Here is a 23,329-nt window from a genome sequence, read left to right as displayed (position 1 = left end):
CCTTCCTGATGTCGGCTTCGGAAGCGGTTAGGCGGGCTTCATCACCAGATGGCTAGGAAGCTGACGGACTGTTCCAGGAAGGTTAACCCTGACCCTCTTCAGCTGGCCACGAAGTGCAGGGGAACGGTGGCCCCCTTGCAGCCGTTCTGGTTTACGTCTTCACGGTTGACCATCTGAAGCGTTACGGTGCCGGTCAACGATTGGTTGGCGGCAAGTTCCTCCGGTGTAAAGACTGCTGTGCCCACTTTGAAGTCTTCCTTGGAGCAACCGGGAACTGAGGTCCAGGCGCTGCCGTCGCTGTTGGCGACGGTGGCTACGACCGTCTGGACTTTCTGGACGCCGGTGCCCGGGTTGGTGATGGTGAAGGTGGCCGTCTGGGCGTCGCCGCCGGGGGTGAGGGCCGCACCGGCAACGCTCGCGGTAACGGTGAAGTTGGTGGAAGTGCCGGTTGCGCCGGCGGTGCTGCCCGTGCCGGTCGCCGTCCAGTAGGCGAAAGCGGCGCCGCCGCCGATGGCCACCAGTGCAACGGTTGTGCCGATGATGCGCTTCTTACGTCCTGCCACTTTGCCCATGTCATTTCCCCTAAAACTTTGTGCGGGTAACCGCTGAGACCTTGTGAGCCCTGAGCGGCTCCGATGGGAATAGCTTGGCCGAGCAGTATCAAAATATGCCTCGGTAATCACTCAAGGTTTTGTCAAGCTTTCAAGTGATTTTGCTGCAGTGCGGCAAACCCCCGAATTCCGCAGGAAACCCCATAATCCAACCCTGTTTCCCGTGCCGTCTTCCCGGGGACCTGTTGCGGCGTTAACTTGTATTTGGGCAAGCTGGCGAATTGATCCTCGAATCGCCGAGGCCCGGACCAACAGCCAGGAGCCAAGAAGCGGTGTCCGGGCAAGCCACAGACCTGCCGCCCGCCTCCCCGGGCCCGGAAGCGACACCCCTTGAGCGAATTGCTGTTGCTGGCCGCCACTGGACTGGCGCGCGAAGTGCTGTTGACCGTGCGCGCCAGCGGCCAATACGACGTCCTGGGGATCCTTGACGATGACCCCCAACTCCTCGACGTCCTGATCGACGGCGCCCCCGTGCTCGGCGCCCTCGAGGACGCCGCCATGTTTCCAAAGGCGCTCTTCGCGGTGTGCCTGCCCGTGGGACGCGACAGGGAAGCGGTGGTGGAGAGGCTTACCCAGTTGGGTGTGGAAGGTAACCGGTATGGCACAGTGCTGGATCCGGACATCCGCCTGCCGGACGACTGCCGGATCGGCCAGGGAAGCATCCTGCTGCGGCACGCCACGGTTGGACCGCAGGTGTCACTGGGGAACCACACGGTGGTGATGCCGTCCGTGTCCCTGGGCTGGGCCGTGCAGGCAGGGGACTTCACCACGTTCTCCGCCGGATCCTCCTTGGGAGAGGGCGTGCGGCTGGGCCGTGGCGTCCAAATAGGCGTGAATGCCGGTGTGGCTGATGGGTTGTCCGTGGGTGATTATTCGTCAGTGGGCATGGGTGCGGCGGTTGTGCATGACGTGCCCGAGTACGAGACGTGGGTGGGAGTGCCGGCGCGCACCTCCCTCCCGGGCGGGGGCCTTGCCTTTTAGCGGGCCGCGAAGAGGCTGCGCCGGGTGTTGCCAGTCCTGGTAATTCCCATCCACACAATTGCGGAGGACAGTTCATGGAACTCTTCAGCGACAGGCCCGCCATGGCTGCCGCCGCCCTGACCCGGCTTGCAGCGGCAGACGCAGAGGCCGGAGGCCGTCTGGCAGGCCGGCTCCAGGTCTTCCTCAGCGACCTGATCATCCGGAACGGGCCGGCAATCATGGAGCAACTTGCCATCGAACTGGCGCGCCAGCATCTGGCGTCCCTGGAGAGACTCGCCGCCGCCACCGGGTGGCCGGCTGCCAGGTACCTTGACGACGTTGAGCTTGCCGCCGCCATGGATGAAACGCTCGACGGCGGACGGCCGGGCGGGGGAGGCCTCTCGCCTGCGCCGGACTTTGATGGTGCGCCCGGCGGCCCAACTCAGCGGGACTGATCAGCGCCTGGGTGAGTCCCGCCGTCGGGCGGCGTAGGCAAACAGGGACGTGGTGGCAACCGTCGCCAGATACCCCGCGATAACGATCAGCGAGATCCCGGCCCAGAAATAGTTGGTGGTGCTGGCCTCCTGCCACGGGCTGGGCGCCAGCCGGAGCAGCGAGTACGAGGCTACCGCCGCCGACGCCAGCGCGATCATGACCGGCAGCGTCAGCCAGATCCGGGCCGAGCCGATGTGGCCGCCGAAACCGTCCCACGCATTCCAGGCCCCGCGCCTGATGATGAACCAGCCGGCCGGGATCATGAACGCCCCCACCAGCAGGAACGCCGCCACCACGTCGGCCGGCCGGTGCCACTGGTTGATCAGGGTGGACACCCCGGAAGCGATAGCGAACGTACCGCCGACAAACCCCGCCATCGGCCGCCAGCGCGGCGAGGCCATGAGGAACACCGCGGCGGCGGCGGACGCCGCCAGCGTGGTGTGCCCGGACGGCAGCGAGTTCAGGTCCAGCGTCACCACGCCCTTGTCCGGACGGGCCGGGAGCAAAGCCTTCAATACCTGGGTGGCCACGTTCGCACCGATGCACGCCGCCACCGCGATGGCTGCTTCGGTCCAGCGCCGCCGGATCACCGTGACAAAGAGCACCACGACGGCGGCCATCACCAGCGAGATGGTGGGCAGCAGGTCCAGGAACCTGGTGGTCGCCTTGCCTGCCGGCCCGTGCAGCTCCACCGCTTCCACCAGGGCTGACTCGTCGATGAACTGCCCCGTGGTGGTCTGCACGAAGTAGTAGTACGTGGCCATGAGCCCTGTGACGCAGGCCAGGGTGGCAAGCACGAAGAGGAAACCCGATCCCGGTGCGGGGCGGGCTGCGGTCCTGGCGGTTGCTTGCCGTGAAAGAGTCATCCGTTCAAGGATTTCACAGAAAGCTGGGACTGCGCCGCAAGCACAGGCCTGTCCGCGGAACACCCGCAGAAGCAGTTACGCCAGCGCCGCCGCCAGCTCCTCGATGATCTCGAACTGCTCCCGCACGCCGTCTTCCATGCCCGACCCGGCAATCATGTCGCGGACTTCCCTGCTGCCCGCGTCGGTGCGGATACTGACCACGGTGGCGCCGCCGTCGGCATCCTCGAAGGTGACCGTGTTGACCACTGCCCCCTCCTCACTGTCCGGCGCCGCGTCAGGAGTTTCCATGACCTCCGTGTGCACAATCCGCTCGTTGGCAACAATCTCGCGGTACGTCCCGTGGAAGCCCAGCTCGAAGTTGCCGTGGGCCAGCATGACGTACCGCCACGCCCCGCCCACGCGGAAGTCCATTTCGACGACGGTCATCTCGCCGCGCCTGCCGGGCCACCACTTTTTGACGAGCTCGGGTGTTGTCCACGCCCTGTAGACCAGGTGACGGGGTGCGTTGAGCGTCCGGGTGATGAGGATTTCGTTCTCGCCCGGGAGGGCGACGCTGAGGGTGCCGCTGCCTGTCTGTGCCATTGCCCTAGTCCTTCTCTTGGTTTTCCTGATCCTTGAGGTCCTCCAGCACGTCCGCCAGGGCGTCCAGCCGTTCTTCCCAGAGGTGCCGGTAGCCGGCCACCCAGTCGTGGATGGGCTTCAGGGCCTGCGGATTCAGCCGGTACAGCCGCTGCCGGCCTTCACCGCGCACGTCCACCACGCCCACGTCCCGCAGGACGCGCAAGTGCCGGGAGACGTGCGGCTGGGCCAGGTCGAGGAGGTCCACCAGATCGTTCACCGGCCGTTCGCCGCCTGCCAGGACGTCCAGGATCTCCCGACGGCGGGGCTCGGCCACCGCATTGAACGCGTCCGACGTTGTTGCTGCACGTGCCATAGATGGATTATATATCCATATGGATATGCGTTGGAAGGGGTTGTCAGTCCCCGCTTGTACAGTGTTTCCATGCCCTCGCGCCCCGCTGTCCCTTCCGCCGGCATTCCCGGCCTTGACGAACTGCTCGCGTCCGCCCACGTGGTCAGCCTTCCCATGCGCGTGAGGTTCCGGGGAATCACGGAACGCGAAGCACTGCTGCTCCGCGGGCCGGCGGGCTGGGGCGAGTTCTGCCCGTTCCCGGAGTACGCAGATGCAGAGGCATCACGCTGGCTTGCCGCCGCCATCGAGGCCGCCTGGTCCGGCTTCCCTCCGCCGGTACGGTCTGTCATCCCGATTAACGCGACCGTCCCCGCCGTGCCGGCTGACCGGGTTCCGGAGGTCCTGTCCCGCTTCGGCCGGGTGGACGCCGTGAAGGTCAAGGTTGCCGAGCGGGGCCAGACCCTTGACGACGACACCGCCCGCCTCGCCGCCGTCCGGGCCGCACTGCCCGAAGCCGCCATCAGGGTGGATGCCAACGGCGGCTGGGACGTGCCCGCCGCGGTTGAGGCACTCACCCGGCTGTCCGCCGTTGGGCTTGAATATGCGGAGCAGCCCGTGCCCACCATCGAAGGGCTCGCAGAGGTTCGACGCTCGTTGCGGACGGCCGGCATCCCCGTGCTGATCGCCGCCGACGAAAGTGTCCGCAAGGAGTCCGATCCGCTTCGCGTGGCGCGTGCCGGCGCGGCCGACCTGATCGTGGTCAAGGTCGCGCCGCTCGGGGGAGTGCGCCGCGCACTGGACATCGTGGCGCAGGCCGGGCTGCCCGCCGTCGTCAGCTCCGCGCTGGACACCTCGGTGGGCATCCGCGCCGGGCTGGCCCTGGCAGCTTCCCTCCCGGAGCTGCCGTACGCATGCGGGCTGGGGACGGTGTCCCTGTTTGAATCCGACGTCACCCTGGACCCCCTCGTGGCCGACGACGGCGCCATCCGCCTCCGCGACGTGACCGCTGACGCCGGGTTGCTGTCCGAGTACGCCGCCGCACCGGAACGCCGCGGCTGGTGGCTCGCGCGGCTCCGCCGCGTGCACGCCCAACTCGCTCCCCAGCAACGCTCTATCACTTGACGGGGCTTTTCCTGGAACGCTCTATCACATTTGCGCAGGTCACCACGGGTTACCGGCGGGTTTACCTTGGGTTCACCCTCCTGACTACTTGACGTAGAAATCGGCTGACAGGGTGGGCGAACCGCATCGATTTTCCCTGGAAGGCCCCCATGTCTGAAACGACTGCCCGCAAATTCACCCTGCTGCCGATGCTCGGCCACACCAAGGGCAAGCGCAGTGCTGTCACCTGCGCCCTGAAATGCGACAACGCCTGCGCCGGCGACGTGTGCAACACCAGCTCCAACAGCTACTTCCGCGACATCGCCTCCGCCACCATGTCCCGCCGCGCCGCCCTGGGCTTCGGCGCCGCCGGCGCGCTCGCCGTCGTCCTCGGTTCAGCCGTGACCTCTCCCGAATCAGCCTCCGCCGCCGGCCTGTCCAAGGCAGCGAAGGAAGGCTTCGGCAAGTCCAAGCTCCAGTTCACGCCCATCCCGTCCATCGACGCCATGGTGGACGCCGTCACCGTGCCGGAAGGCTTCACGTGGCAGCCGGTCATCCGCTGGGGTGACCCCATCTTCAAGGGCGCTCCGGAGTTCGACCTGAACAACCAGACGGCGGCCGCGCAGGAACAGCAGTTCGGCTACAACAACGACTACACGGACATCCTGGAGATCCCGGGCAGCAAGGGCCGCCGTGCAGTCCTGTTCGCCAACCACGAGTACACCAACGAGAACATCATGTTCCCGCCCACCATGCCGGCCGACCAGATGCGTGCCGTGGGGGCAGCCGCGCATGGCCTTTCAGTGGTGGAGTTGGAGCGCAAGAACAAGAACAAGCCGTGGACCTACGTCAAGGGTGCGGAGTTGAACCGCCGCTTCCTGAACAACACGGTGTATGAACTGACCGGTCCGGCCGCCGGTTCTTCGCTGGTGAAGACGGTTGAGGACAAAGACGGCCGCTACATCAAGGGCACGCTCGGCAACTGCGCCGGCGGCACCACCCCGTGGGGCACCATCCTGTCCGGCGAAGAAAACTTCCAGGGCTACTTCGTGGGCAACGGCACGTCCGCCGGGGATAAGCGGTACGGCATCACCTCCAAGCCCACAGCCCGCCAGTGGGAACTGGACGAGGACCGCTGGGACACCCGCAACCCCGGCTACGAGAACGAGGCCAACCGGTTCGGCTGGATCGTCGAGGTGGACCCGTTCGATCCCGACTCCACCCCGAAAAAGCACTCCATGCTGGGCCGTTTCAAGCACGAGGGCGCCAACGTCATCATCGCCAAGTCCGGGCACGTGGTGGCCTACTCCGGCGACGACGAGCGGTTCGACTACCTGTACAAGTTCGTGTCGAAGGACAAGTACCGTGAGGGCGACCGGGCGCACAACATGACCCTGCTGTCCGCCGGCAGCCTCTACGTCGCCAAGTTCACGGGCAACTCCCCTGCCGCTGAGATCACCGGAACCGGCGCTGTTCCCTCCGACGGCGCCTTCGACGGCGTTGGCGAGTGGCTGCCCCTGGTGGTGGACGGCAAATCCGCCGTGAAGGACATGACCGTGGAAGAGGTCCTGGTGTACACCCGCCTGGCCGCCGACAAGGTGGGTCCCACCAAGATGGACCGTTGCGAGGACGTTGAGCCCAGCCTGTTCACGGGCAAGGTCTACGTCGCCTGCACCAACAACTCCAACCGCGGCACCGGCACGAACGAGGGCGCCACCGAGGTCAACCCGCGCAACCAGAACCGCGACGGCCACATCGTGGAGATCACCGAAACCGGTGACCAGACCTCCACCAAGTTCACCTGGAACCTGCTCATGGTCTGCGGCGATCCGGCCCAGGGCGACGTCACCTACTTCTCCGGCTTCCCGGTGGACAAGGTTTCGCCCATCTCCTGCCCGGACAACCTCGCATTCGACTCCGTGGGCAACCTCTGGATCTCCACCGACGGCGCCCCTTCCGGTATCGGCCGGGCGGACGGCCTGTTCAAGGTCACGCTGGAGGGTGCCGAGCGCGGCAAGGTGGAGCAGTTCCTCGCCGTCCCGCGCGACGGCGAAACCTGCGGCCCCATCATCCACGACGAGGAGCGCACCGTGTTCGTCGCCGTGCAGCACCCGGGCGAGGACGGCACCTTCGAGAAGCAGGTCTCCTTCTTCCCGGACTACGTCCCGGCAGGTACCACGGCGGCTCCCGGCCAGGTCCGCGCCCCGCGCCCGTCCGTGATCCAGGTGTTCCGCACCGACGCCTAACCCGCTGCCGGGTGATTGAGCCTCTCGTTTTCAGACGCTCTCTCACCTTTCGCAGGTTTTCCTGCAACGCTCTCCCACCTTTGGCAGGACTGGCCGGAACGCTCTCTCACTCTCCGCCCAGTCCTCGCCGGAGGTGAGAGAGCGTCGGCCGTTTCGTTGCAGGAGGTGATAGAGCGTCGGCCGTTTCGTTGCAGGAGGTGAGAGAGCGTCGGCCGTTTCGTTGCAGGGCGTGAGAGCGCGTCGGTGGTGGCAGACTGGTTTGGTGACTTCGCTGAACGACTCTGCCCCCGACGCTACGGACACCGCCCCTGAGCTGAGCGCCCTCGCGGCGGCGCGGATCGCCGTCGGAATCCTGCTCGACGGCGGTGTGCGGCAGGTGGTGGTTTCGCCAGGTTCGCGCTCGGCCCCTATGGCGTACGCGCTGGCCGAGGCGTCCGCCGAGGGCCGGGTGGAGCTGCTGGTCCGGATCGATGAGCGGGCCGCGGGGTTCACAGCCCTGGGGCTGGCTCTCTCCACGGGCTCGCCCGTGGCCGTCCTGACCACGTCCGGGACCGCCGTCGGGAACCTGCTGCCCGCCGTGATGGAGGCCAACCACGCTGCCGTCCCGCTGATTGTCCTGTCCGCAGACAGGCCCGACGAACTCCGCGGAACCGGCGCCAACCAGACCACCATCCAGCCGGACCTCTTCGGCGAGCAGGTGCGCTTCGCGGCCGATGTTCCCGCCGGCAGCAACCCGGAACGTGCCATCCAGACCGGCCTCTCCGCGGCCACCGGCGCCTTTCCCGATCTGCCGCCCGGCCCGGTCCAGCTCAACCTTGCCTTCCGCGACCCGCTGGTGCCGTCGCCGGAGGAGGCCCTCCCGCCGGCGGTGGAGCGGCAGCGCTACCGCATTGGCACCGAGCCGCTCGTCATGAACCTGCCGCCGGCGCCGGATGAGCTGCCGGAACGGCGGACGGTTGTCCTCGCCGGGCACGACGCCGGTCCTGTCGCCGAGGCGTTTGCCCGCGCCCACAACCTTCCGCTGCTCGCCGAACCGTCATCCAACGCCCGTTTCGGGCCGAACGCGGTGGGCCCGTACCGGCTGCTGCTGGAGCATTTCGGACCTTCTGCCGCGCAGCCGATCGAGCGGGTGGTGCTGTTCGGCCGGCCCACGTTGTCCCGGCCGGTCGCGGCACTCCTTGCCCGGTCCGACGTCCAGGCTGCCTTGTACCAGCCGGTTCCCGTCGCCTGGTACGAGCCCGGCCGGCGCACCGAGCTGCCGCTGGAGAACCTGGCAGACCTCGCCGAGTTCGCCGGCCGCGGTGCCGGGGCGTGGCTGGATACCTGGCTGCTGGCGGGGTCGGCGGCGCAGCATGCCCTGGACGGGGTGCTGTCCGTCGAGGCCGCGGCAACCGGACCGTCCGTGGGGTCCCTCGTCTGGCAGCACACCCGCGGCCAGCTGCTGCTGGGCTCCTCCAATGGGATCCGGGACGTTGACCTGGCCGGCCTGCCCGCCCCCGAACCCGGCGCCACCGTGTACGCCAACCGTGGCCTCGCCGGAATCGACGGCACCATCTCGACGGCCACCGGCATAGCGCTGGGCGGACGGCAGGAAACCACCGTCCTGCTGGGCGACGTCACCTTCCTGCACGACGCCGGCGGTTTGCTCCTCGGCGCGGGGGAGATGCAGCCTGAGCTGCGGATCGTGGTGCTCAACGACTCAGGCGGCGCCATCTTCGGGCTGCTCGAGCACGGCGCCGTCGCGGAAGGCGGCCGCTACGGAGACGCCGTCGAACGCCTCTTCGGCACCCCGCACTCTGTGGACATCGCGGCACTCGCCGCGGCGTACGGCGTCGGGCATTCGGTTGTGAGTACGACGGCGGGACTTGCCGAAGCGCTCGGCCAACCGGTGGCGGGACGCAGCATTGTGGAAGTCCGCACGGACCGCCATGCGCTCCGGCAGCTCCACGGGCGGATCAAGGAAGCCGTGGCCGCGGCCGTCGGGGGAGTCCTGGCGCGTTAGGTCCGTGCGCCTTGGCTGGTCAGCCTGTTGGCGGCGTGAACTGGCTGGCAGTGAACTCTGCTCCCTGCGGGTCCCGGATTATGGCCTCGCGTGTCCACCCGGTGTCGTCCTGCCTGAGGACCTGGGCACCGAGCCGTTCGGCGTCGAGGGCCGTCCGGTCCCGGTCGGCGACGGCGAACGTGACATGCCAGTGCGGCGTCCGGTCGGCTTCAATGGGCACGATCCAGGCGACGGCGTCCGCGAAGCCGGGTGGAGCCGCGAACTCGGACTGCCTAGCCCTGATCTCCGGATCGACGGTCGCTTCAAGGTGGTCGCCGTACCCGGGCATGCGGACCATCAGTCCGAAGTCGGCGTCGTCCGCCCCGAAGCCCACTTTGTCCACCTGCCAGCCGAACGCGCCCTGGTAGAAGCCGACGGCCGCCTCGGGGTTGCGTGTGTGGAGGTCGCTGAAGTTCCATGTCCCGGGCTGGTTGACGGCCTGTGCTCCACCTTGCCGCTTCGGCTGCCAGAGGCGGAATTCCACGCCTTCCGGATCAACCAGTGCCGCGCTGCGGCCGTCCTCTCCCGCGTCCGTTGCCTGTGCCCGAAGGCCTGCACCGGCAGCGACCAGCCGGTCCACCGCGGCGTCCGCATCCTCGACCGTGATGTAGGTGCTCCAGGCCGTTGTATCTTCGCGGCCGCTGGCGATCCCTGCCACGTCCGCGCCTTCCAGCTGGGCCACCAGGTAGCGGTCCGCGCCGCCGCCCGGAGCCGCCTCCCTGAACGTCCAGCCAAAGAGTCCGGCGTAGAAGGTTGCGGCCGCGTCGATTTCGGGCTGGCTTGTGTCGATCCAGCACGGCACGCCCGGAGGGTAAGTCCGTCCGTTCATGTTCCGCTCCTGCTTTCCTTGATCGCTGCTTCGAATGCAGGCAGGCTGCGCTCAACCATGTCGTCGTTGGCCGTCAAGGAGATCCTGAAGAAGCCCGGTGTTTCGAACAGTACGCCCGGGAGCACGAAGACGTCCCGCTTGGCCAGTGATCCGGTGAACGCCTGGTCGTCAGGGATGGGGGACGTGACGTAGAGGTAGAAACTGCCTTCCGGCGGCTGGAGGCGGTACCCCATGCCGCCGAGCGCCTCGACCAGGAGGTCCCGACGCCGCTGCAATTGTCCGACGTCGATGGTGAACTTCTCCAGCTCGGGAAGCGCGTGCTGCAGCAGGGCGTTCGGGTACACCCAGCCCATTGCCACCTGCAGCCCGGATAGGGCCGGGCGCATCTCGTCCCGGTGCGGCATGGCGGGCGGCAGCGCCAGGTAGCCCACGCGCTGGCCTGGCGAGAGATGGGTTTTGCCGTACGAGTAGGCCAAGAGCGTATGCGGGTAGAACTCCACGGGGCTGTGGAAGCGCGCGCCCTCGAACACGATTCGGTTGTAGGCCTCGTCGGAGATCAGGTAGATCCGCCTGCCGATTCTCGCCGAAGCGGCCTCAAGCAGGTCCGCAAGCCGGGTCAGCAGCTCGGGGGGATAGATTCGGCCGGTGGGGTTGTTCGGCGAGTTGACGATTACCACCCTGGTGCGCCCGGTGATGGCGGCTTCGATCGCGTCGAGGTCCAGGTCGAACGTGGTGGTGTTGACCGTGACCTTTACGGGTACCAGACCTGCCTCAAGGATCAGCGGCTCGTAGAGGAACCAGGGCGGCAGGCTGTAGATGACCTCATCGCCCGGATCCGCCACGGTCTTTAGCGCCAGGGCGATGGCGGCGAAGCCACCGGTGGTCAGGTAGACGTCCTCGGGACGGAACGGGACGTCCAGCAGCCGCTGGAGGGATTCCGCGGCGGCCACCCGGGCGGCGCTGCCGTTGGCCTGGTAAGCGAACCACTGATCGTTTTGCGGGACCAGCGCGTCCCGCAACGTGTTGACGTAGCGGTCCGGCGGCATCTGGTGCGGGTTGCCGAAAGTGAAATCGCAGCCCGCCGTCTGCCCGTCCGCGCGGGCGCCGAACCCCCGTATATATTCGTCAACCCGCAGGAATGAGGGTATCGAGGCCAGCCGCGCGGCCCGGTTGGAGACCACGGGCGGGGTTGGCGAAGTCGGGTCGACCATGTCACGCTCCTGTGCAGAACGGCCGGATGGCCCGGCGTCCGATGGGGCAGCGCGCTGCTGAGCCAGGGCTGTTGGTGGGACCCATTCTGTGCCCGCCACCAGCGGAAGTAAAGGTTCGCAGCAAAGGTGCGTGCCGCCGTCGTGCGTGGCCCGACGGCGGCGCCCAAACCCCCCCCGACACACAAATTCCCCGGCGATATGGAGATATCCAAGCGCCAGGGAATGTGTGGATTAGCGGGTCGGGAAGTGCCTACTCTTCGATCTCGATGTGCGTCGGATCAAGGACGCGGCGCAGGAACTCCTTGGTGCGCGGCTGGGTGGGGGCGCCGATGACCTGCTCGGCCACGCCTTCCTCCACCACAACGCCGCCGTCCATGAACACCACGCGGTCGGCCACTTCGCGGGCGAAGCCCATCTCGTGCGTGACCACCAGCATGGTCATGCCCTCCTTGGCCAGGTTCCGCATGACGGACAGGACATCGCCCACCGTCTCGGGGTCCAGGGCGGACGTGGGCTCGTCGAAGAGCATCAGCTCGGGGTCCATGCTCAGCGCGCGGGCGATCGCCACGCGCTGCTGCTGCCCGCCGGAGAGCTGGTCCGGGAAACGGTCGGCGAGGTGGCCCAGGCCCACACGCTCAAGGTTGTGCATGGACACCTTGTCCGCCTCGGCCTGGGACCGCTTGAGGACCTTGGTCTGGGCGATGGAGCAGTTGCGCTTCGCGTCCAGGTGCGGGAACAGGTTGAACTGCTGGAACACCATCCCCACCTTGCGGCGCATCTTGTCGATGTCCACGTCGGGGTCGGTGGCCTCGAAGCCGCCCACCTGGATGCTGCCCTGGTTGGGCTGTTCCAGCAGGTTGACGCAGCGCAGGAGGGTGGATTTGCCGGAGCCGGAGGGCCCGATCAGGCACACCACCTCGCCCGGAGCCACGTCCAGGCTGATGCCCTTGAGGACCTCGTTGGATCCGTAGGACTTACGCAGGTCCTTGATTTCCACGCCGGCGGCGTGGATGGTGCCGGTCCCGCCGGAGGAGCGTACGACGTCGTTCATTGTCTTCCCTGCCTATCGCTTGGTCCGCGCGGAGCGGCTTTCGAACTTCCGGGCCAGGAGGCTCAGGGGGATGGTGATGACCAGGTAGAAGGCGCCCGCCACCAGGAGCGGCGTCAGGCCGGCGCCCAGGCTGGAGATGCCGTCGCGGCCGAACTTTGTGAGCTCGTACTGTGAGGCGGTCAGGCCCAGGACGTAGATCAGCGAGGAGTCCTTGGTCAGCAGGATGATCTCGTTGGTCAGCGGCGGCAGGACGATCTTGAACGCCTGCGGGATCACGATGGTCACCATGGCCCGCCACTGCGGCATGCCGAGCGAGCGGGCGGCCTCGAGCTGGCCTTTGGGGACAGCCTGCAGGCCGGCGCGGAGGGTTTCGGCGATGTATGCCGAGGCCACCATACCCAGCGAGATCATCACGATGACGGTGACGTTCCACGAGACGCCGAAGGCCAGCGGAACTCCGTAGCCGAAGGCGATGAAGACCAGCAGGGCGGGGATGCCGCGGAAGAATTCGATGTAGCCGGTGGCGATCCAGCGGTACAGCGGAAAGCTGGAGAGTTTCATCAGGGCCAGCAGCAGGCCGCCGGAAAGGCCCACAATGAAGCCCAGGAACGTGTAGACCAGGGTGTTGACCAGGCCGGTGACGAAGATGCCCGGGAACATGGGCCCGATCTTGGCGAAGTTGAAGACGCTGTTGCCGATGGTCTCCCAGTCGGTGGCCAGGATCAGCGCGGCGACGGCCACAATAAAGATTCCGGCCTGGACATACAGGCTTACTCTGGCGCGCTGACGTGCGGTCATTGCCATGAATTGCTCACATTCGTTATGCGTGGCAGAGGCCCCGGACGGAAGCGGTACAGCTTATCCGGGGCCCCTGCTGCGTGGTTCTCAGGGCTGGAAAGGGTCCAGGGCTACTGAAGCCCCGTGTCCCCGCTCTGGTTTACTTGGCGGCTTCGCCGAACCAGGTGGTCTTGAACTTCTCCAGCGAACCGTCGCCGTTCAGGCGCTCGAGCGTGCCGTTGACCTTCTCGGCCATGGCGGTGTTGCCCTTTTTGATGGAGATGCCCAGCTGCTCGCCGGTGGCGAACTCCTCAACGCTCTTGAACTTGGGGTCGTCCTTGATGGCGTAGCCGAGTACGGACTGGTTGCCCAGAGCAGCGTCAATGGTGCCGGCCTGGAGCGCCTGGACCAGGAGGCCGGTGTCCTCGAACTGCTGGGCGTCGATACCCTGTTCCTGCGCGTAGTCGGCGCCGGTGGTGGCCTGCTGGACGCCGACCTTCTTGCCCTTGGCGTCGTTCAGGCTGCTGATGCCGGATTCTTCGCTGGCAACGAGGGCCAGGTCGTCATCGAGATAGGGGGTGGAGAAGTCCATGACGGCCTTGCGGGTGTCCGTGATGGAGATCGAGGAGATGCCCAGGTCGCACTGGGTCAGCGCGGTGCCGGTTTCGATGGCTTCGAAGGAGCTGTCCACGATGCTGAGCTCGGCGGCCAGGTCCTTGGCGACCTCCTTGGCGATGTCCACGTCGAAGCCGACCGTCTGGCCGTCCTTCTCGAACTCGAAGGGCTCGTAAGGGATGTCCGAGCAGACGGTCAGCTTGCCTGCGTTGATCAGCTGGATGCCGCCTTCGGAGGCGGCCGGGGTGGAGCTGCCGCCGCCGCATGCCGTGAGGGTGAGGGCGCCGACGGCGAAGAGTGCTGCTGCCTTGGCGGTCATTTTGGCCGTGGCCAGGGACTTGAGCTGCATAATTCTTACCTTTTGTTGCAGGGGTATGCGGTACTAAATCGGTTCATAGTGTAGCGCCGATTATGAGATGTGCATCACAGGAAACTTAGTTTCACTATTGGATAACTAAATCACATCAGAAATCAACCCGGCTGGCTGCTCGGCGGTCTCCTATTCCGGACTCTTACCCAACTAAGTAGCAGTAAGTGCCGTTTTCACCCTCCAAAACGACACTTCGTGCTACCTAGTTGGGCGGAGCGGGGGATCAGTTGCGGATGCCCAGCGCTTCGAGCATCGGGCGGAACTTGGCCCAGGTTTCAGCCAGCTCGGCCTCGGGCTGCGAGCCGTCCACTATTCCGCATCCGGCATATAGGCGCACGGTATCTGGAGCTTCGATCACAGCGCCGCGCAAAGCGATGCCCCATTCACCGTTTCCGGCAGCGTCCAGCCAGCCCACCGGCCCGGCGTACGGGCCGCGGTCCAGGTGTTCGAGTTTCCGGATCAGGGCTCCGGCCACCTGCGTGGGCGTTCCGCAGACGGCGGCGGTGGGATGCAGGGCATTGATCAGCGCGAGGCAGGTGGGCACGTGGCCTTCCACCTCTGTGAGCTCTGCCTTAACGTCTGACGCCAGGTGCCAGACGTTCGGCAGCTCAAGGATGAAGGGCTCGTCGTGCGCGTTCATTGCCTCGGAGAACGGCGCCAGCTGCGTGGTGAGCGACTGGATCGCGATCTCGTGCTCGTGCCTCTGCTTCTCGGATCCGGCCAGCACGCGCGTGGCGTAGTCCATGGGGATGCCGTCCTCGCCGTGGGCATCGCGACGGTCGAGTGTTCCGGCCAGCACGCGCGCCTGGGCGGTCCGGCCCTCCACCTGGATCAGCATTTCCGGGGTGGCTCCCACCAGGCCGTCCACGCCGTACGTCCAGCATTCGCGGTACCGCGCGGCGAGTTCGCGCAGCACTTTTGCGGGATTGACGCCGGTGGGGACGGTGGCCACAACGTCCCGCGCCAGCACCAGCTTTTCCAGCGCCCCGGTGCGGATTTCCGCCACCCCCGCTTCAACGGCCTTCATCCAGGCTTCCTCACTGAGGGATCCCGTGTGGAGCGTGGCACCGGCAGCCAGGGGGAGGGGGCGTACGACGGCGCCGCCCGCCCGGGCGGGAACCTCACCGTGCGCAGGGTTCCCGGCGGAGTCCGCTGCCGCCGCCGGCCGCCCGCCGCTCAGCCAGCGGTCCAGCGCTGCGAGGGCACCCTCTTCGGTGAGGTCGCCGTCGTCGAACGTTAACTGGGTGAGCCAGACCTGGCCGTCCCGCACACCCACCACGATCTCCGGCACGATCAGGCGGGATTCGTGGGCGGAGGTCTTGGAGAAGGCGAAGGAGCCGAAGGCCACCGGGCCCGTGCCGGGCAGCTCCACGGAATCGGTGATGTCGGCTTCAATGACGAGGTGCCGCCACCAGATGTCGGCTTCCAGGAAGCGCTCCGGGCCCGTGGCCGTGAACCGCGCGATCTCGCCAAAGCCCGCAAGCCCGGCCTCCCGCCGCGTCCAGCAGAGAACATCGTCCCGGACCAAGAACGAAGGCAGCCCGCCGGGGAATGCTTTTCCATCCAGGGGGATTGTCAAGGTGCGGAAGGTGCTCGTCATGATTGCCTCAACGCTACCCGAAAGTACTTAAAGGTACTTGCGAAGCCAAGTACCTTTTAGCGCGGTCCGCTCCTGTGCCCTCTTTCACTGGCGGGCGTACCCTTCAGCTATGGAGGCGGAAGTCCGCAGACTCACGCTCAGCACCGGTATCACCGTCCCGTGCCTGTTCCAGGGCGATCCCACGGCCAGGCCGCTGCTCCTCCTGCACGCCTGGGGCGAATCGCGCAGGTCTTTCGACCGCCTGATCCCGCTGCTGCCCGGGCTCCGCATCGCCGCTCCGGACCTCCGCGGACACGGTGAGGCTGACAAGCCACGCCACGGCTACTCGCTGCATGACCAGGCCAACGACGTGGCGGCCATCCTCGATGCCCTGGAGCTGGAGTCCGCAGCCGTGCTCGGCTCCTCGAGCGGCGGTTACGTGGCCCAGCAGTTGGCGGTGGGCCAGCCGGGCCGCGTGGATGCGCTGGTACTTGTCGGCTCGCCCCTCAGCCTTGCCGGCCGCCCGCCATTCGCGGACGATGTCGATGCCCAGGTGGATCCGATGGACGAAACGTGGGTGCGGGAGTCCGTCGAGTGGTTCCCCCTGCACCGGCCGGTCCCGCAGTGGTTTCTTGAGGACCGCGTCCGAGACGGAATGATGATGCCGGCGTACGTCTGGAAGGACGCGCTACGAGGCCTCTACGACGCCATCCCGCCCACCGCAGCGGGAACGATCAATGTGCCCGCGCTGATCCTGTACGGCGGGCAGGACACGCTGCTGCCCCGGACGGACCAGACAGAGCTGGCGGCACGCATCCCGGGCGCGGAACTGAAGATCTACCCCGACGCCGGCCACCTGGTCCTGTGGGAGTGCCCTGACCTGGTGGCGGAGGATGTTAGGGCATTCCTGCGGCAGCCGTGAGTCAAACGCCCGGTGGTCCGGACGCTGCCGAACATTTGAGACAATGACATGGTGAACCGAGCATCCTTGGATAAGCGTCCGGACGAAGTAGCCACAATGTTTGACGACGTCGCACCGAAATACGACGTCGTCAACGATGTCCTCTCGATGGGGCAGACCCGCCGCTGGCGCAAGGTTGTGGTGGAAGCCATGGAAGTCTCCAAGGGCCAGCGGGTGTTGGACCTGGCCGCCGGTACCGGCACCTCCAGCGAACCATATGCCGATGCAGGCATAGACGTGGTGGCCTGCGACTTCTCCCTCGGAATGCTCAAGGTCGGCAAGCGGCGCCGCCCGGACATCGATTTCATCGCCGGGGACGCCACCAACCTGCCGTTCGCGGACAACACGTTTGACGCCACCACCATTTCCTTCGGCCTGCGGAACGTCAACGAGCCCAAGAAGGCGCTGCAGGAGATGCTCCGCGTCACCAAGCCCGGCGGCCGCCTGGTGATTGCCGAGTTCTCCCAGCCCGTGGTCCCGCTCTGGCGCACCATGTACACCGAATACCTCATGCGCGCCCTGCCGGCTATCGCCGTCAAGGTCGCTTCCAACCCGGACGCCTACGTCTACCTGGCTGAGTCCATCCGCGCCTGGCCGGACCAGGACCACCTGGCCGCGTGGCTCCAGGAAACGGGCTGGGAAAACGTCACCTACCGCAACCTCACCGGCGGCATCGTGGCGGTGCACCGTGCGTTCAAGGCTCCGGAATCGACGCCCGACAATGGCGCTGCCGCCATCGCTGCGCGCAAAGGCCCGGTGGCCAAGCTGCGCCGCAACATCACCCGCTGACCTGTGAAGGTACTGATTGTCGGCGCGGGTCCGGCCGGATCCACCGCCGCGTACTACCTTGCCAAGGCCGGCATCGAGGTCACGGTCCTGGAAAAGACCAGCTTCCCCCGGGAAAAGGTCTGCGGTGACGGGCTCACCCCCCGCGCCGTCAGGGAAATCCAGAAGCTCGGCCTGCCGCACCCGGAAAACAACGGCTGGCGGCGCAACAAAGGCCTGCGCCTCATTGCCGGAGGCCGCACCATCGAGCTGCCCTGGCCCGAGGTCTCCGACTTCCCGCAGTACGGCCTGATCCGAACGCGCCTGGGCTTCGACGAGGAACTCGCCCGGCATGCCCAGTCCGCGGGTGCCACGATCCTCGAGCGGCACAGCGTTACGGACGCCCTGTCCAACGAAAGCGGCCGCGTGTCCGGCGTCCGCGCAGCGCTCCTGGACGAGTCCGGACGCAAGACGGGGGAGACGCGCGAGTTCAGCGCCGACGTCGTCCTCGCCGCGGACGGCAACTCCACGCGCACCGCCGTGTCCCTCGGCATCCAGAAGCGCGACGACCGTCCCCTCGGCGTGGCTGTGCGCACCTACTTCACCAGCCCGCGCACGGACGACGACTGGATGGAAGGCTGGCTGGAGCTCCCCGGACGCGACGGCAAGCTGCTGCCCGGCTACGGCTGGGTTTTCGGCGTGGGCGACGGTACCTCCAATGTGGGCCTGGGCATCCTGAACTCCTCCAAGGAATTCGGGAAGCTCGATTACAAGCAGGTCCTGCGCGAATGGACCGCCGGCATGCCCGCCGACTGGGGCTTCACACCCGAAAACCAGGTAGGCGAAATCCGAGGCGCCGCGCTGCCCATGGGCTTCAACCGCACCCCGCACTATTCACCCGGCCTGCTCCTCCTGGGCGACGCCGGCGGCATGGTCTCCCCGTTCAACGGCGAGGGCATCTCCTACGCGATGGAGTCCGCGCGCTTCGCCGCCGAGTTCATCATCGATGCGTCCTCGCGCGCGGCTTCTTCGGGCGGAACGTACGACGCCGACGCGCACCTGGGCAGGTACGCGGACTATGTGCGGCACCAGTGGGGATCGCACTTCACCCTGGGCCGGGCGTTCGCGGCGCTGATCGGCAAGCCCGCCGTCATGAAGCTCGCGCTGCGGACGGGCATGCCCATCCCGGTACTGATGCGGTTTGTGGTGCGGCTTCTGGCCAACCTCACCGACCCGTCGGCGAAGGGCGTCGAGGACCGGATGATCCGTGTCCTGGAATCGCTGGTTCCGGCCACATCCAATACCCCGTCTGCTTCGAACCAGCGGTATCCGCAACAAAAAGTTAGGGTTAACCCGTGACCAACCCCGCAGACCACAGCTGGACCCACGCCGGACACGGCATGACGGCCGCTGAACCTTCGCTCAACACCAGCGCCATCGCCACCGGCCTCCAGCTGCCTGCGGGTTTTGCCGCCATCGCCGAGGACGCTGAACTGGGCCCGGCCATCACCAACAACCTGGCCAAGGTGGAGAAGAAGCTCCGCGAAGCCATCGCCAACTCGGATCCCCTGGCTGACGCAACGTCGCGTCACCTGGTGGAAGCCGGCGGAAAGCGGATCAGGCCGCTGCTCACCCTGCTCTGCGCCCACCTCGGCGACGCTTCCCTGCCCGCCGTGGTGCAGGCCGCCGTCGTGGTTGAACTGACGCACCTGGCAACCCTGTACCACGACGACGTGATGGACTCCGCCCCGTTCCGCCGCGGCGCCCCCACCGCCCACGAAGTGTGGGGAAACTCCGTAGCCGTCCTCACCGGCGACCTCATCTTTGCCCGCGCCTCCATCCTGGTGTCCGAGCTCGGCTCCCGGGCGCTGGGCATCCAGGCCCGCACCTTCGAGCGCCTGTGCCTGGGCCAGCTGCACGAAACCGTTGGGCCGCGCCCGGACGAGGATCCGGTGGCGCACTACCTCTCCGTGATCGCGGACAAGACCGGATCACTGGTGGCCGCTTCCGGCCAGCTGGGCGCCATCTTCGCCGGGGCTGCTCCCGAATTCGAGAATGTGCTGGTGGAGTACGGCGAGAAGGTGGGTGTGGCCTTCCAGCTCGCGGACGACGTCATCGACGTTACCGGCGTCAAGGTGAAGTCCGGCAAGTCGCCGGGAACCGACCTGCGCGAAGGGGTGCCCACGCTGCCGGTGCTGCTCCTGCGCAAGGCTGCCGCGGACGGCGACCAGTCCGCCGTCGAACTTCTCCGGCTGATCGACGGCGACCTGACCTCCGATGAGGCACTGGCCGAGGCTGTTGCCGGCCTGCGCGAGCACCCCGTCACTGCGGAGTCCTGGGTGGTGGCGCGCCGCTGGGCCAATGAAGCGATTGCCGCGTTGGCCCCACTGCCCGAGGGCGTGGTCAAGGATTCGCTGTCCAACTTCGCCCTGGCTGTAGTGGACCGAGCCAGCTAGCTTTCTCTTGACATGTCGAAGCCCGGCTCCCCCCAGGCGCCGGGCTTCTCCATGTGCGGCGCCGCCGTCCCGGTCGCCGGGGCGCCTGTTAAACGGGATAGCCCCGGTCCGCAACAACAATACGAGTCATATGTTGCTGTGAACCGGGGCTATCTCTCCGTTCGCATCAGACCCGCCGGAGGCGTTTAGCGGATCCGGAAATAGTCTATGACAGCTTTGTCACAAGAATCAAGTCCCTTGTTACTGCGAGTGTCAAAAACTTTTCGTCGCCCAATCTCCCCACCTTTAGGCCCAAGATGCTCTGCGGGCCTGGCGAGTCGTCATGACACGCCGATGCACCACGCCAAAGCCGGCGAATCTCAGCACCACCTTGTCCACATATGGCTCAACTGCTCTGCCCCAGCCGTCGGATATTGGGTCTGCTGGCTTCATGGACCTTTCCCGTTTCCTCCTTCAGGCAGGCTCCGTGGCCCGGACATCCACCCTCCTGAGGGCAGGCTTCATAGACCGGGACGTCCGAAATGCGGTGGCGGGCGGCGAGATTCTTCGTCTGCGGCATGGAGTGGTTGGACTGCCAGGTGCTGCTCATGACCTGATGGGCGCCGTGCTCGGGAACGGCCTGTTGACCTGCGCGTCGGCTGCCGGCCATCGGCAGCTCTGGCTGCTGCACGAGCCGCGGACACTTCACCTGCTCTGCAAACACGGCGGTCCCCGCGATGCTGTGGTTCACCGGGACTCCTTGGTGCCGTCTCCCGATCGGCTGAAACCTATCGCAAGTACCACCGATGTCCTGATCCACAGCTTGCGCTGCCTGCCGGCTGTGGAAGCTGCCGTCATCGTTGAAAGCGCGGTGCGGCAGGGCGTAACAACCCTGGGCTACCTGCGGGAAAGGTTGCCCGGTAACCGGAACGGCAGCGCCAGGAGGGTGCTGGACCTGGTGGATGGCACGGCGGACTCAGCCATCGAGGTGGTTGCCCGGCTACTCTTCCGCAGCGAAGGAATCCACACGGAGACCCAAGTTGAGCTGCCGGGGATCGGGTTCGTGGACTTCCTCCTGGAAGGATTCCTCATTGTCGAGATAGACGGAGGCAGCCACCTGGAACCGCGGCAGGTGAAAAAAGACAGGGTGAGGAACAACGCGAGCACACTCACTGGCTACGCGGTGCTCCGATACGGCTATGCGGACGTGGTTTACAACCCGCAAAGATCATTGATGAAGTGTGGCAGGTTCTGCGCGGCAGGGTGGTGCGCTGAGATTCCTCAGGTTTGCCCCGGAATACCGGAGACATGCCTGCAAAACCGGGGGACACGCCGTCGTACTCCTCCAAAGCTGGGGAATCCCGGCGGCCGGCCCCCGGAAGGCCTGAGGCCCCAGGAGCCCTAGTTCTCTTCGTCGTCCTCGAAGGCCCACTCGAACATGTCGAACACGAACTCGGAGAAGGTGCCTTCTTCGGACTTCCACTGCCCGCGGGCGTTGTTGCGGCGGTACACGATGGGGTCCGGGATGCCGAGGTCGCCCACACGGAAGCCCCAGGTGAACTGCTCCTCCTCATCCTCGAGGAACATGAGGAAACCCTCGTCGTCCACCTCGAGCTCTTCGGGGTCCCAGAAGTAGTGGTAGGCCTCCATGAGGTCCTCGCAGCCACCCAGGGCGAGGTAGAACTCCCGGAGGACCAGGGGGATCTGGAACTGGTGCTCGGCCAGGGCCTTGTCCAGCTCCTCTTCGGACAGCCCGTCCTCTTCCTGCCATTCATCCTCGAGATACTTCGGAACAAGCGAGCGGAACTTCTCGAGGAACATGTCAGTCATGCTCATATCCTAGCTAATTGCGGACCCTCGCTTCGCCGCCGTCAGGGCCCGGCCGGTGCCACCCTTGGACCGCCAGCGGCACGTACCAGGACCGGCGCCACGCCACCACCCGGAAGGCAAAAACAACAGCCGCAACCAGGCAAGCAGTGACGGCATTGAATGAACCCGTCACCCACAGCACCGAGGTAAGGGTTGCCCCGCTGAAGGCCGGCAGCGCATACAGATCCCCGGCATCAAACAGCTGCGGCACCTCGTTGGCCGTGATATCGCGCAGCAGCCCGCCACCCACCGCAGTTGTGACGCCCAGCAGGACTGCCGCAAACGGGTTCATTCCCAGGGAAATCGCCTTCAACGTGCCGGTGATGCAGAACAGTGCCAGCCCGCCGGCGTCGAACAGGACCAAAAGGGAGGTGAAACGCTGGACGCTGGAGTACAGGAAATACACCAGCACGGTTGCCAGCAGCGGCGGCACCAGGTAGGCCGGGTTGGTGAACGCGGCCGGAACGGTGTTGAGGATGATGTCCCGGATTACGCCCCCGCCCAGGGACACCAGCGAGGCCAGAAGGAGCGAGCCCAGGATGTCGAACCGCTTCCGCGCCGCCAGCAGGGATCCCGAGACGGCAAAGAAAAAGATACCGGCCAGGTCCAGCCATACCAGGGCGATGTCAAAAGGGAATGTCATGGAGCGTCCCGGCAATTCAAAGAGGGCGGACAGGGCGGCTCCAACGTTACGCTAGCCCCTATGAACAGCCCCATCATGATCGCCTGCGCCCATGGGACGTCCAACGCACAGGGAGCCGCGGAGGTCAACGCCATGCGCGCCGGCATCGCCGCCCTCCGCCCCGGCCTCGACGTCCGGGAAGCGTACGTGGACGTCCAGCAGCCCGACCTGGTGGACGTGGTGGCGGGCCTGCCGGAGGGGGAGTCCGCCGTCGTGGTGCCGCTGCTGCTGAGCGTGGGCTACCACGTGAAGGTGGACATCGCACGGGCAGTGAAGAGCCGCCCGGGAAGTGCGGCGGCCGCACCGCTGGGCCCGGATCCCCGCCTGGCGGCGCTGCTTGACCAGCGGCTGCGCGAAGCCGGGGTAACGGACAACGACGTGATCGTGGTCGCCGCTGCCGGTTCGTCCAACCCCAACGCCGCCGTCAGCGTCGAAAAGCTGCTGGGCCAGCTGCAGGAGTTGCGCTCCAACAGGATGGTGGCCGCCTATGGTGCCTCTGCCAAGCCTTCGGTGCCCGACGCCGTCGCGATGCTACGCGAGGAACTGGAAGGCGGTGCCGGCGCGGGGGAGTCCGCGGGAGCGGTCGACGTCGGTGGGCGCGTCGTGATTGCCGCATACCTCCTGGCGCCGGGCTTCTTCCACGACCAGCTCGCCAAGGCGGGTGCCGACCTCATCACCGGGCCGCTGCTGCCGTCCCCGGTGCTCGCCGAGATTGCGCTCGAACGGTACGACGCCGCCGTCGCGAAGGCCCGGGAAGCCGCCGCAGCAGCGCCGGCTGCGCAGCCGCCGAAACCTAGGATTAAGGGCCCGGCCGAAGCCGCCGCGGACCGCACGTCCGATGCACAGCAGGAAGGCTTCTTCAAGGCCGTCCGGCGTTTCGTGACGAAATATTTCCCTAGGTGACTTAGCGTTTCCGGGCCTTTGTGACGCAATTCGGGCGGGACCTACAGTC

General features: G+C 66.5%; 24 protein-coding genes. 11 read left to right on the top strand and 13 right to left on the bottom strand.

Annotated features, from left to right (window positions below):
- Nucleotides 1-98 precede the first annotated feature (98 nt).
- A complete protein-coding gene (locus ACZ9BC_RS13270; RefSeq protein ID WP_476246309.1) occupies nucleotides 99-572 on the bottom strand; it encodes a hypothetical protein in 474 nt (157 codons plus the stop codon).
- Nucleotides 573-941: 369 nt separating this feature from the next.
- Here ACZ9BC_RS13270 and ACZ9BC_RS13265 point away from each other — a divergent pair, with 369 nt between their 5' ends.
- Nucleotides 942-1,592, top strand: a complete 651-nt coding sequence (locus tag ACZ9BC_RS13265) for a PglD-related sugar-binding protein (RefSeq protein ID WP_476246308.1) — start codon at nucleotides 942-944, stop codon at nucleotides 1,590-1,592.
- Between the two features lie 74 nt (nucleotides 1,593-1,666).
- Complete coding sequence (locus ACZ9BC_RS13260) at nucleotides 1,667-2,026, top strand: hypothetical protein (protein WP_476246307.1); 360 nt, start codon at nucleotides 1,667-1,669, stop codon at nucleotides 2,024-2,026.
- Here ACZ9BC_RS13260 and ACZ9BC_RS13255 read toward each other — a convergent pair whose 3' ends face one another.
- The 3 genes from ACZ9BC_RS13255 to ACZ9BC_RS13245 form a co-directional block, all read right to left on the bottom strand.
- Entirely contained in the window at nucleotides 2,027-2,932 is a 906-nt protein-coding gene (locus ACZ9BC_RS13255) for a phosphatase PAP2 family protein (RefSeq protein WP_476246306.1), read from the bottom strand.
- Nucleotides 2,933-3,007: 75 nt separating this feature from the next.
- Nucleotides 3,008-3,514: an SRPBCC family protein gene (locus ACZ9BC_RS13250; RefSeq protein WP_476246305.1), complete on the bottom strand. Its 507-nt coding sequence runs from the start codon at nucleotides 3,512-3,514 to the stop codon at nucleotides 3,008-3,010.
- A 4-nt stretch (nucleotides 3,515-3,518) separates the two neighbouring features.
- Nucleotides 3,519-3,866: an ArsR/SmtB family transcription factor gene (locus ACZ9BC_RS13245; RefSeq protein WP_476246304.1), complete on the bottom strand. Its 348-nt coding sequence runs from the start codon at nucleotides 3,864-3,866 to the stop codon at nucleotides 3,519-3,521.
- A 69-nt stretch (nucleotides 3,867-3,935) separates the two neighbouring features.
- Here ACZ9BC_RS13245 and ACZ9BC_RS13240 point away from each other — a divergent pair, with 69 nt between their 5' ends.
- The 3 genes from ACZ9BC_RS13240 (at nucleotide 3,936) to menD (ending at nucleotide 9,194) form a co-directional block, all read left to right on the top strand.
- Complete coding sequence (locus tag ACZ9BC_RS13240; protein ID WP_476246303.1) at nucleotides 3,936-4,967, top strand: o-succinylbenzoate synthase; 1,032 nt, start codon at nucleotides 3,936-3,938, stop codon at nucleotides 4,965-4,967.
- Between the two features lie 149 nt (nucleotides 4,968-5,116).
- Nucleotides 5,117-7,192 (top strand): PhoX family protein, encoded by a 2,076-nt coding sequence (locus ACZ9BC_RS13235; RefSeq protein ID WP_476246302.1) that lies wholly within the window; start codon nucleotides 5,117-5,119, stop codon nucleotides 7,190-7,192.
- Between the two features lie 271 nt (nucleotides 7,193-7,463).
- Nucleotides 7,464-9,194 (top strand): 2-succinyl-5-enolpyruvyl-6-hydroxy-3-cyclohexene-1-carboxylic-acid synthase, encoded by a 1,731-nt coding sequence (gene menD, locus ACZ9BC_RS13230; RefSeq protein WP_476246493.1) that lies wholly within the window; start codon nucleotides 7,464-7,466, stop codon nucleotides 9,192-9,194.
- Between the two features lie 19 nt (nucleotides 9,195-9,213).
- On the opposite strand, the gene ACZ9BC_RS13225 is transcribed toward menD, so the two are convergent.
- The 6 genes from ACZ9BC_RS13225 to ACZ9BC_RS13200 all read right to left on the bottom strand — a co-directional run bounded on the left by ACZ9BC_RS13225 (nucleotide 9,214) and on the right by ACZ9BC_RS13200 (nucleotide 15,686).
- The gene (locus ACZ9BC_RS13225; RefSeq protein WP_476246301.1) at nucleotides 9,214-10,062 is read right to left on the bottom strand and encodes a VOC family protein; all 849 of its coding nucleotides are present in this window, start codon (nucleotides 10,060-10,062) and stop codon (nucleotides 9,214-9,216) included.
- A complete protein-coding gene (locus ACZ9BC_RS13220; protein ID WP_476246300.1) occupies nucleotides 10,059-11,273 on the bottom strand; it encodes an aminotransferase class I/II-fold pyridoxal phosphate-dependent enzyme in 1,215 nt (404 codons plus the stop codon). Before ACZ9BC_RS13220 ends, ACZ9BC_RS13225 begins: the two co-directional genes overlap by 4 nt.
- A 250-nt stretch (nucleotides 11,274-11,523) precedes the next feature.
- Nucleotides 11,524-12,324, bottom strand: coding sequence for an amino acid ABC transporter ATP-binding protein (locus ACZ9BC_RS13215; RefSeq protein WP_079596521.1), 801 nt, complete (start codon nucleotides 12,322-12,324; stop codon nucleotides 11,524-11,526).
- A gap of 12 nt (nucleotides 12,325-12,336) precedes the next feature.
- On the bottom strand, nucleotides 12,337-13,128 hold the full coding sequence (locus ACZ9BC_RS13210; RefSeq protein ID WP_079596522.1) for an amino acid ABC transporter permease: 792 nt from the start codon (nucleotides 13,126-13,128) through the stop codon (nucleotides 12,337-12,339).
- A gap of 133 nt (nucleotides 13,129-13,261) precedes the next feature.
- Nucleotides 13,262-14,065: an ABC transporter substrate-binding protein gene (locus ACZ9BC_RS13205; RefSeq protein WP_476246299.1), complete on the bottom strand. Its 804-nt coding sequence runs from the start codon at nucleotides 14,063-14,065 to the stop codon at nucleotides 13,262-13,264.
- A 244-nt stretch (nucleotides 14,066-14,309) separates the two neighbouring features.
- Nucleotides 14,310-15,686 carry an isochorismate synthase gene (locus ACZ9BC_RS13200; RefSeq protein ID WP_476246298.1) on the bottom strand — a complete coding sequence of 459 codons (1,377 nt, stop codon included), beginning with the start codon at nucleotides 15,684-15,686 and terminating at the stop codon, nucleotides 14,310-14,312.
- A gap of 109 nt (nucleotides 15,687-15,795) precedes the next feature.
- Between ACZ9BC_RS13200 and ACZ9BC_RS13195 the strand changes: the two genes are divergently transcribed.
- Genes ACZ9BC_RS13195 through ACZ9BC_RS13180 form a run of 4 tightly spaced genes read left to right on the top strand, consistent with a single transcriptional unit; the run spans nucleotide 15,796 to nucleotide 19,847 of the window.
- Nucleotides 15,796-16,587, top strand: coding sequence for an alpha/beta fold hydrolase (locus tag ACZ9BC_RS13195; RefSeq protein WP_476246297.1), 792 nt, complete (start codon nucleotides 15,796-15,798; stop codon nucleotides 16,585-16,587).
- A 51-nt stretch (nucleotides 16,588-16,638) separates the two neighbouring features.
- Nucleotides 16,639-17,415 carry a demethylmenaquinone methyltransferase gene (locus ACZ9BC_RS13190; RefSeq protein ID WP_476246492.1) on the top strand — a complete coding sequence of 259 codons (777 nt, stop codon included), beginning with the start codon at nucleotides 16,639-16,641 and terminating at the stop codon, nucleotides 17,413-17,415.
- A gap of 3 nt (nucleotides 17,416-17,418) precedes the next feature.
- A complete protein-coding gene (locus ACZ9BC_RS13185; protein ID WP_476246296.1) occupies nucleotides 17,419-18,750 on the top strand; it encodes a geranylgeranyl reductase family protein in 1,332 nt (443 codons plus the stop codon).
- Entirely contained in the window at nucleotides 18,747-19,847 is a 1,101-nt protein-coding gene (locus ACZ9BC_RS13180; protein ID WP_476246295.1) for a polyprenyl synthetase family protein, read from the top strand. The genes ACZ9BC_RS13185 and ACZ9BC_RS13180 overlap by 4 nt, the downstream gene beginning before the upstream one ends.
- Before the next feature lie 385 nt (nucleotides 19,848-20,232).
- Here ACZ9BC_RS13180 and ACZ9BC_RS13175 read toward each other — a convergent pair whose 3' ends face one another.
- A complete protein-coding gene (locus ACZ9BC_RS13175; protein ID WP_476246504.1) occupies nucleotides 20,233-20,577 on the bottom strand; it encodes a hypothetical protein in 345 nt (114 codons plus the stop codon).
- Here ACZ9BC_RS13175 and ACZ9BC_RS13170 point away from each other — a divergent pair.
- Entirely contained in the window at nucleotides 20,569-21,231 is a 663-nt protein-coding gene (locus ACZ9BC_RS13170) for an endonuclease domain-containing protein (protein WP_476246491.1), read from the top strand. The genes ACZ9BC_RS13175 and ACZ9BC_RS13170 overlap by 9 nt on opposite strands.
- Here ACZ9BC_RS13170 and ACZ9BC_RS13165 read toward each other — a convergent pair.
- Both ACZ9BC_RS13165 and ACZ9BC_RS13160 read right to left on the bottom strand, forming a co-directional pair.
- Nucleotides 21,228-21,656 (bottom strand): hypothetical protein, encoded by a 429-nt coding sequence (locus ACZ9BC_RS13165; RefSeq protein WP_476246294.1) that lies wholly within the window; start codon nucleotides 21,654-21,656, stop codon nucleotides 21,228-21,230. The two genes, ACZ9BC_RS13170 and ACZ9BC_RS13165, sit on opposite strands and share 4 nt — an antisense overlap.
- Nucleotides 21,657-21,669: 13 nt before the next feature.
- Nucleotides 21,670-22,338, bottom strand: coding sequence for a trimeric intracellular cation channel family protein (locus ACZ9BC_RS13160; RefSeq protein WP_476246293.1), 669 nt, complete (start codon nucleotides 22,336-22,338; stop codon nucleotides 21,670-21,672).
- A 60-nt stretch (nucleotides 22,339-22,398) separates the two neighbouring features.
- Here ACZ9BC_RS13160 and ACZ9BC_RS13155 point away from each other — a divergent pair, with 60 nt between their 5' ends.
- On the top strand, nucleotides 22,399-23,280 hold the full coding sequence (locus ACZ9BC_RS13155; protein ID WP_476246292.1) for a sirohydrochlorin chelatase: 882 nt from the start codon (nucleotides 22,399-22,401) through the stop codon (nucleotides 23,278-23,280).
- Nucleotides 23,281-23,329: the final 49 nt, after the last annotated feature.

The organism is Pseudarthrobacter sp. TE3704, from assembly GCF_056279405.1.
The sequence above is the reverse complement of the archived record's forward strand: the minus strand, read 5'-3'. Positions and strand labels throughout refer to the sequence as shown.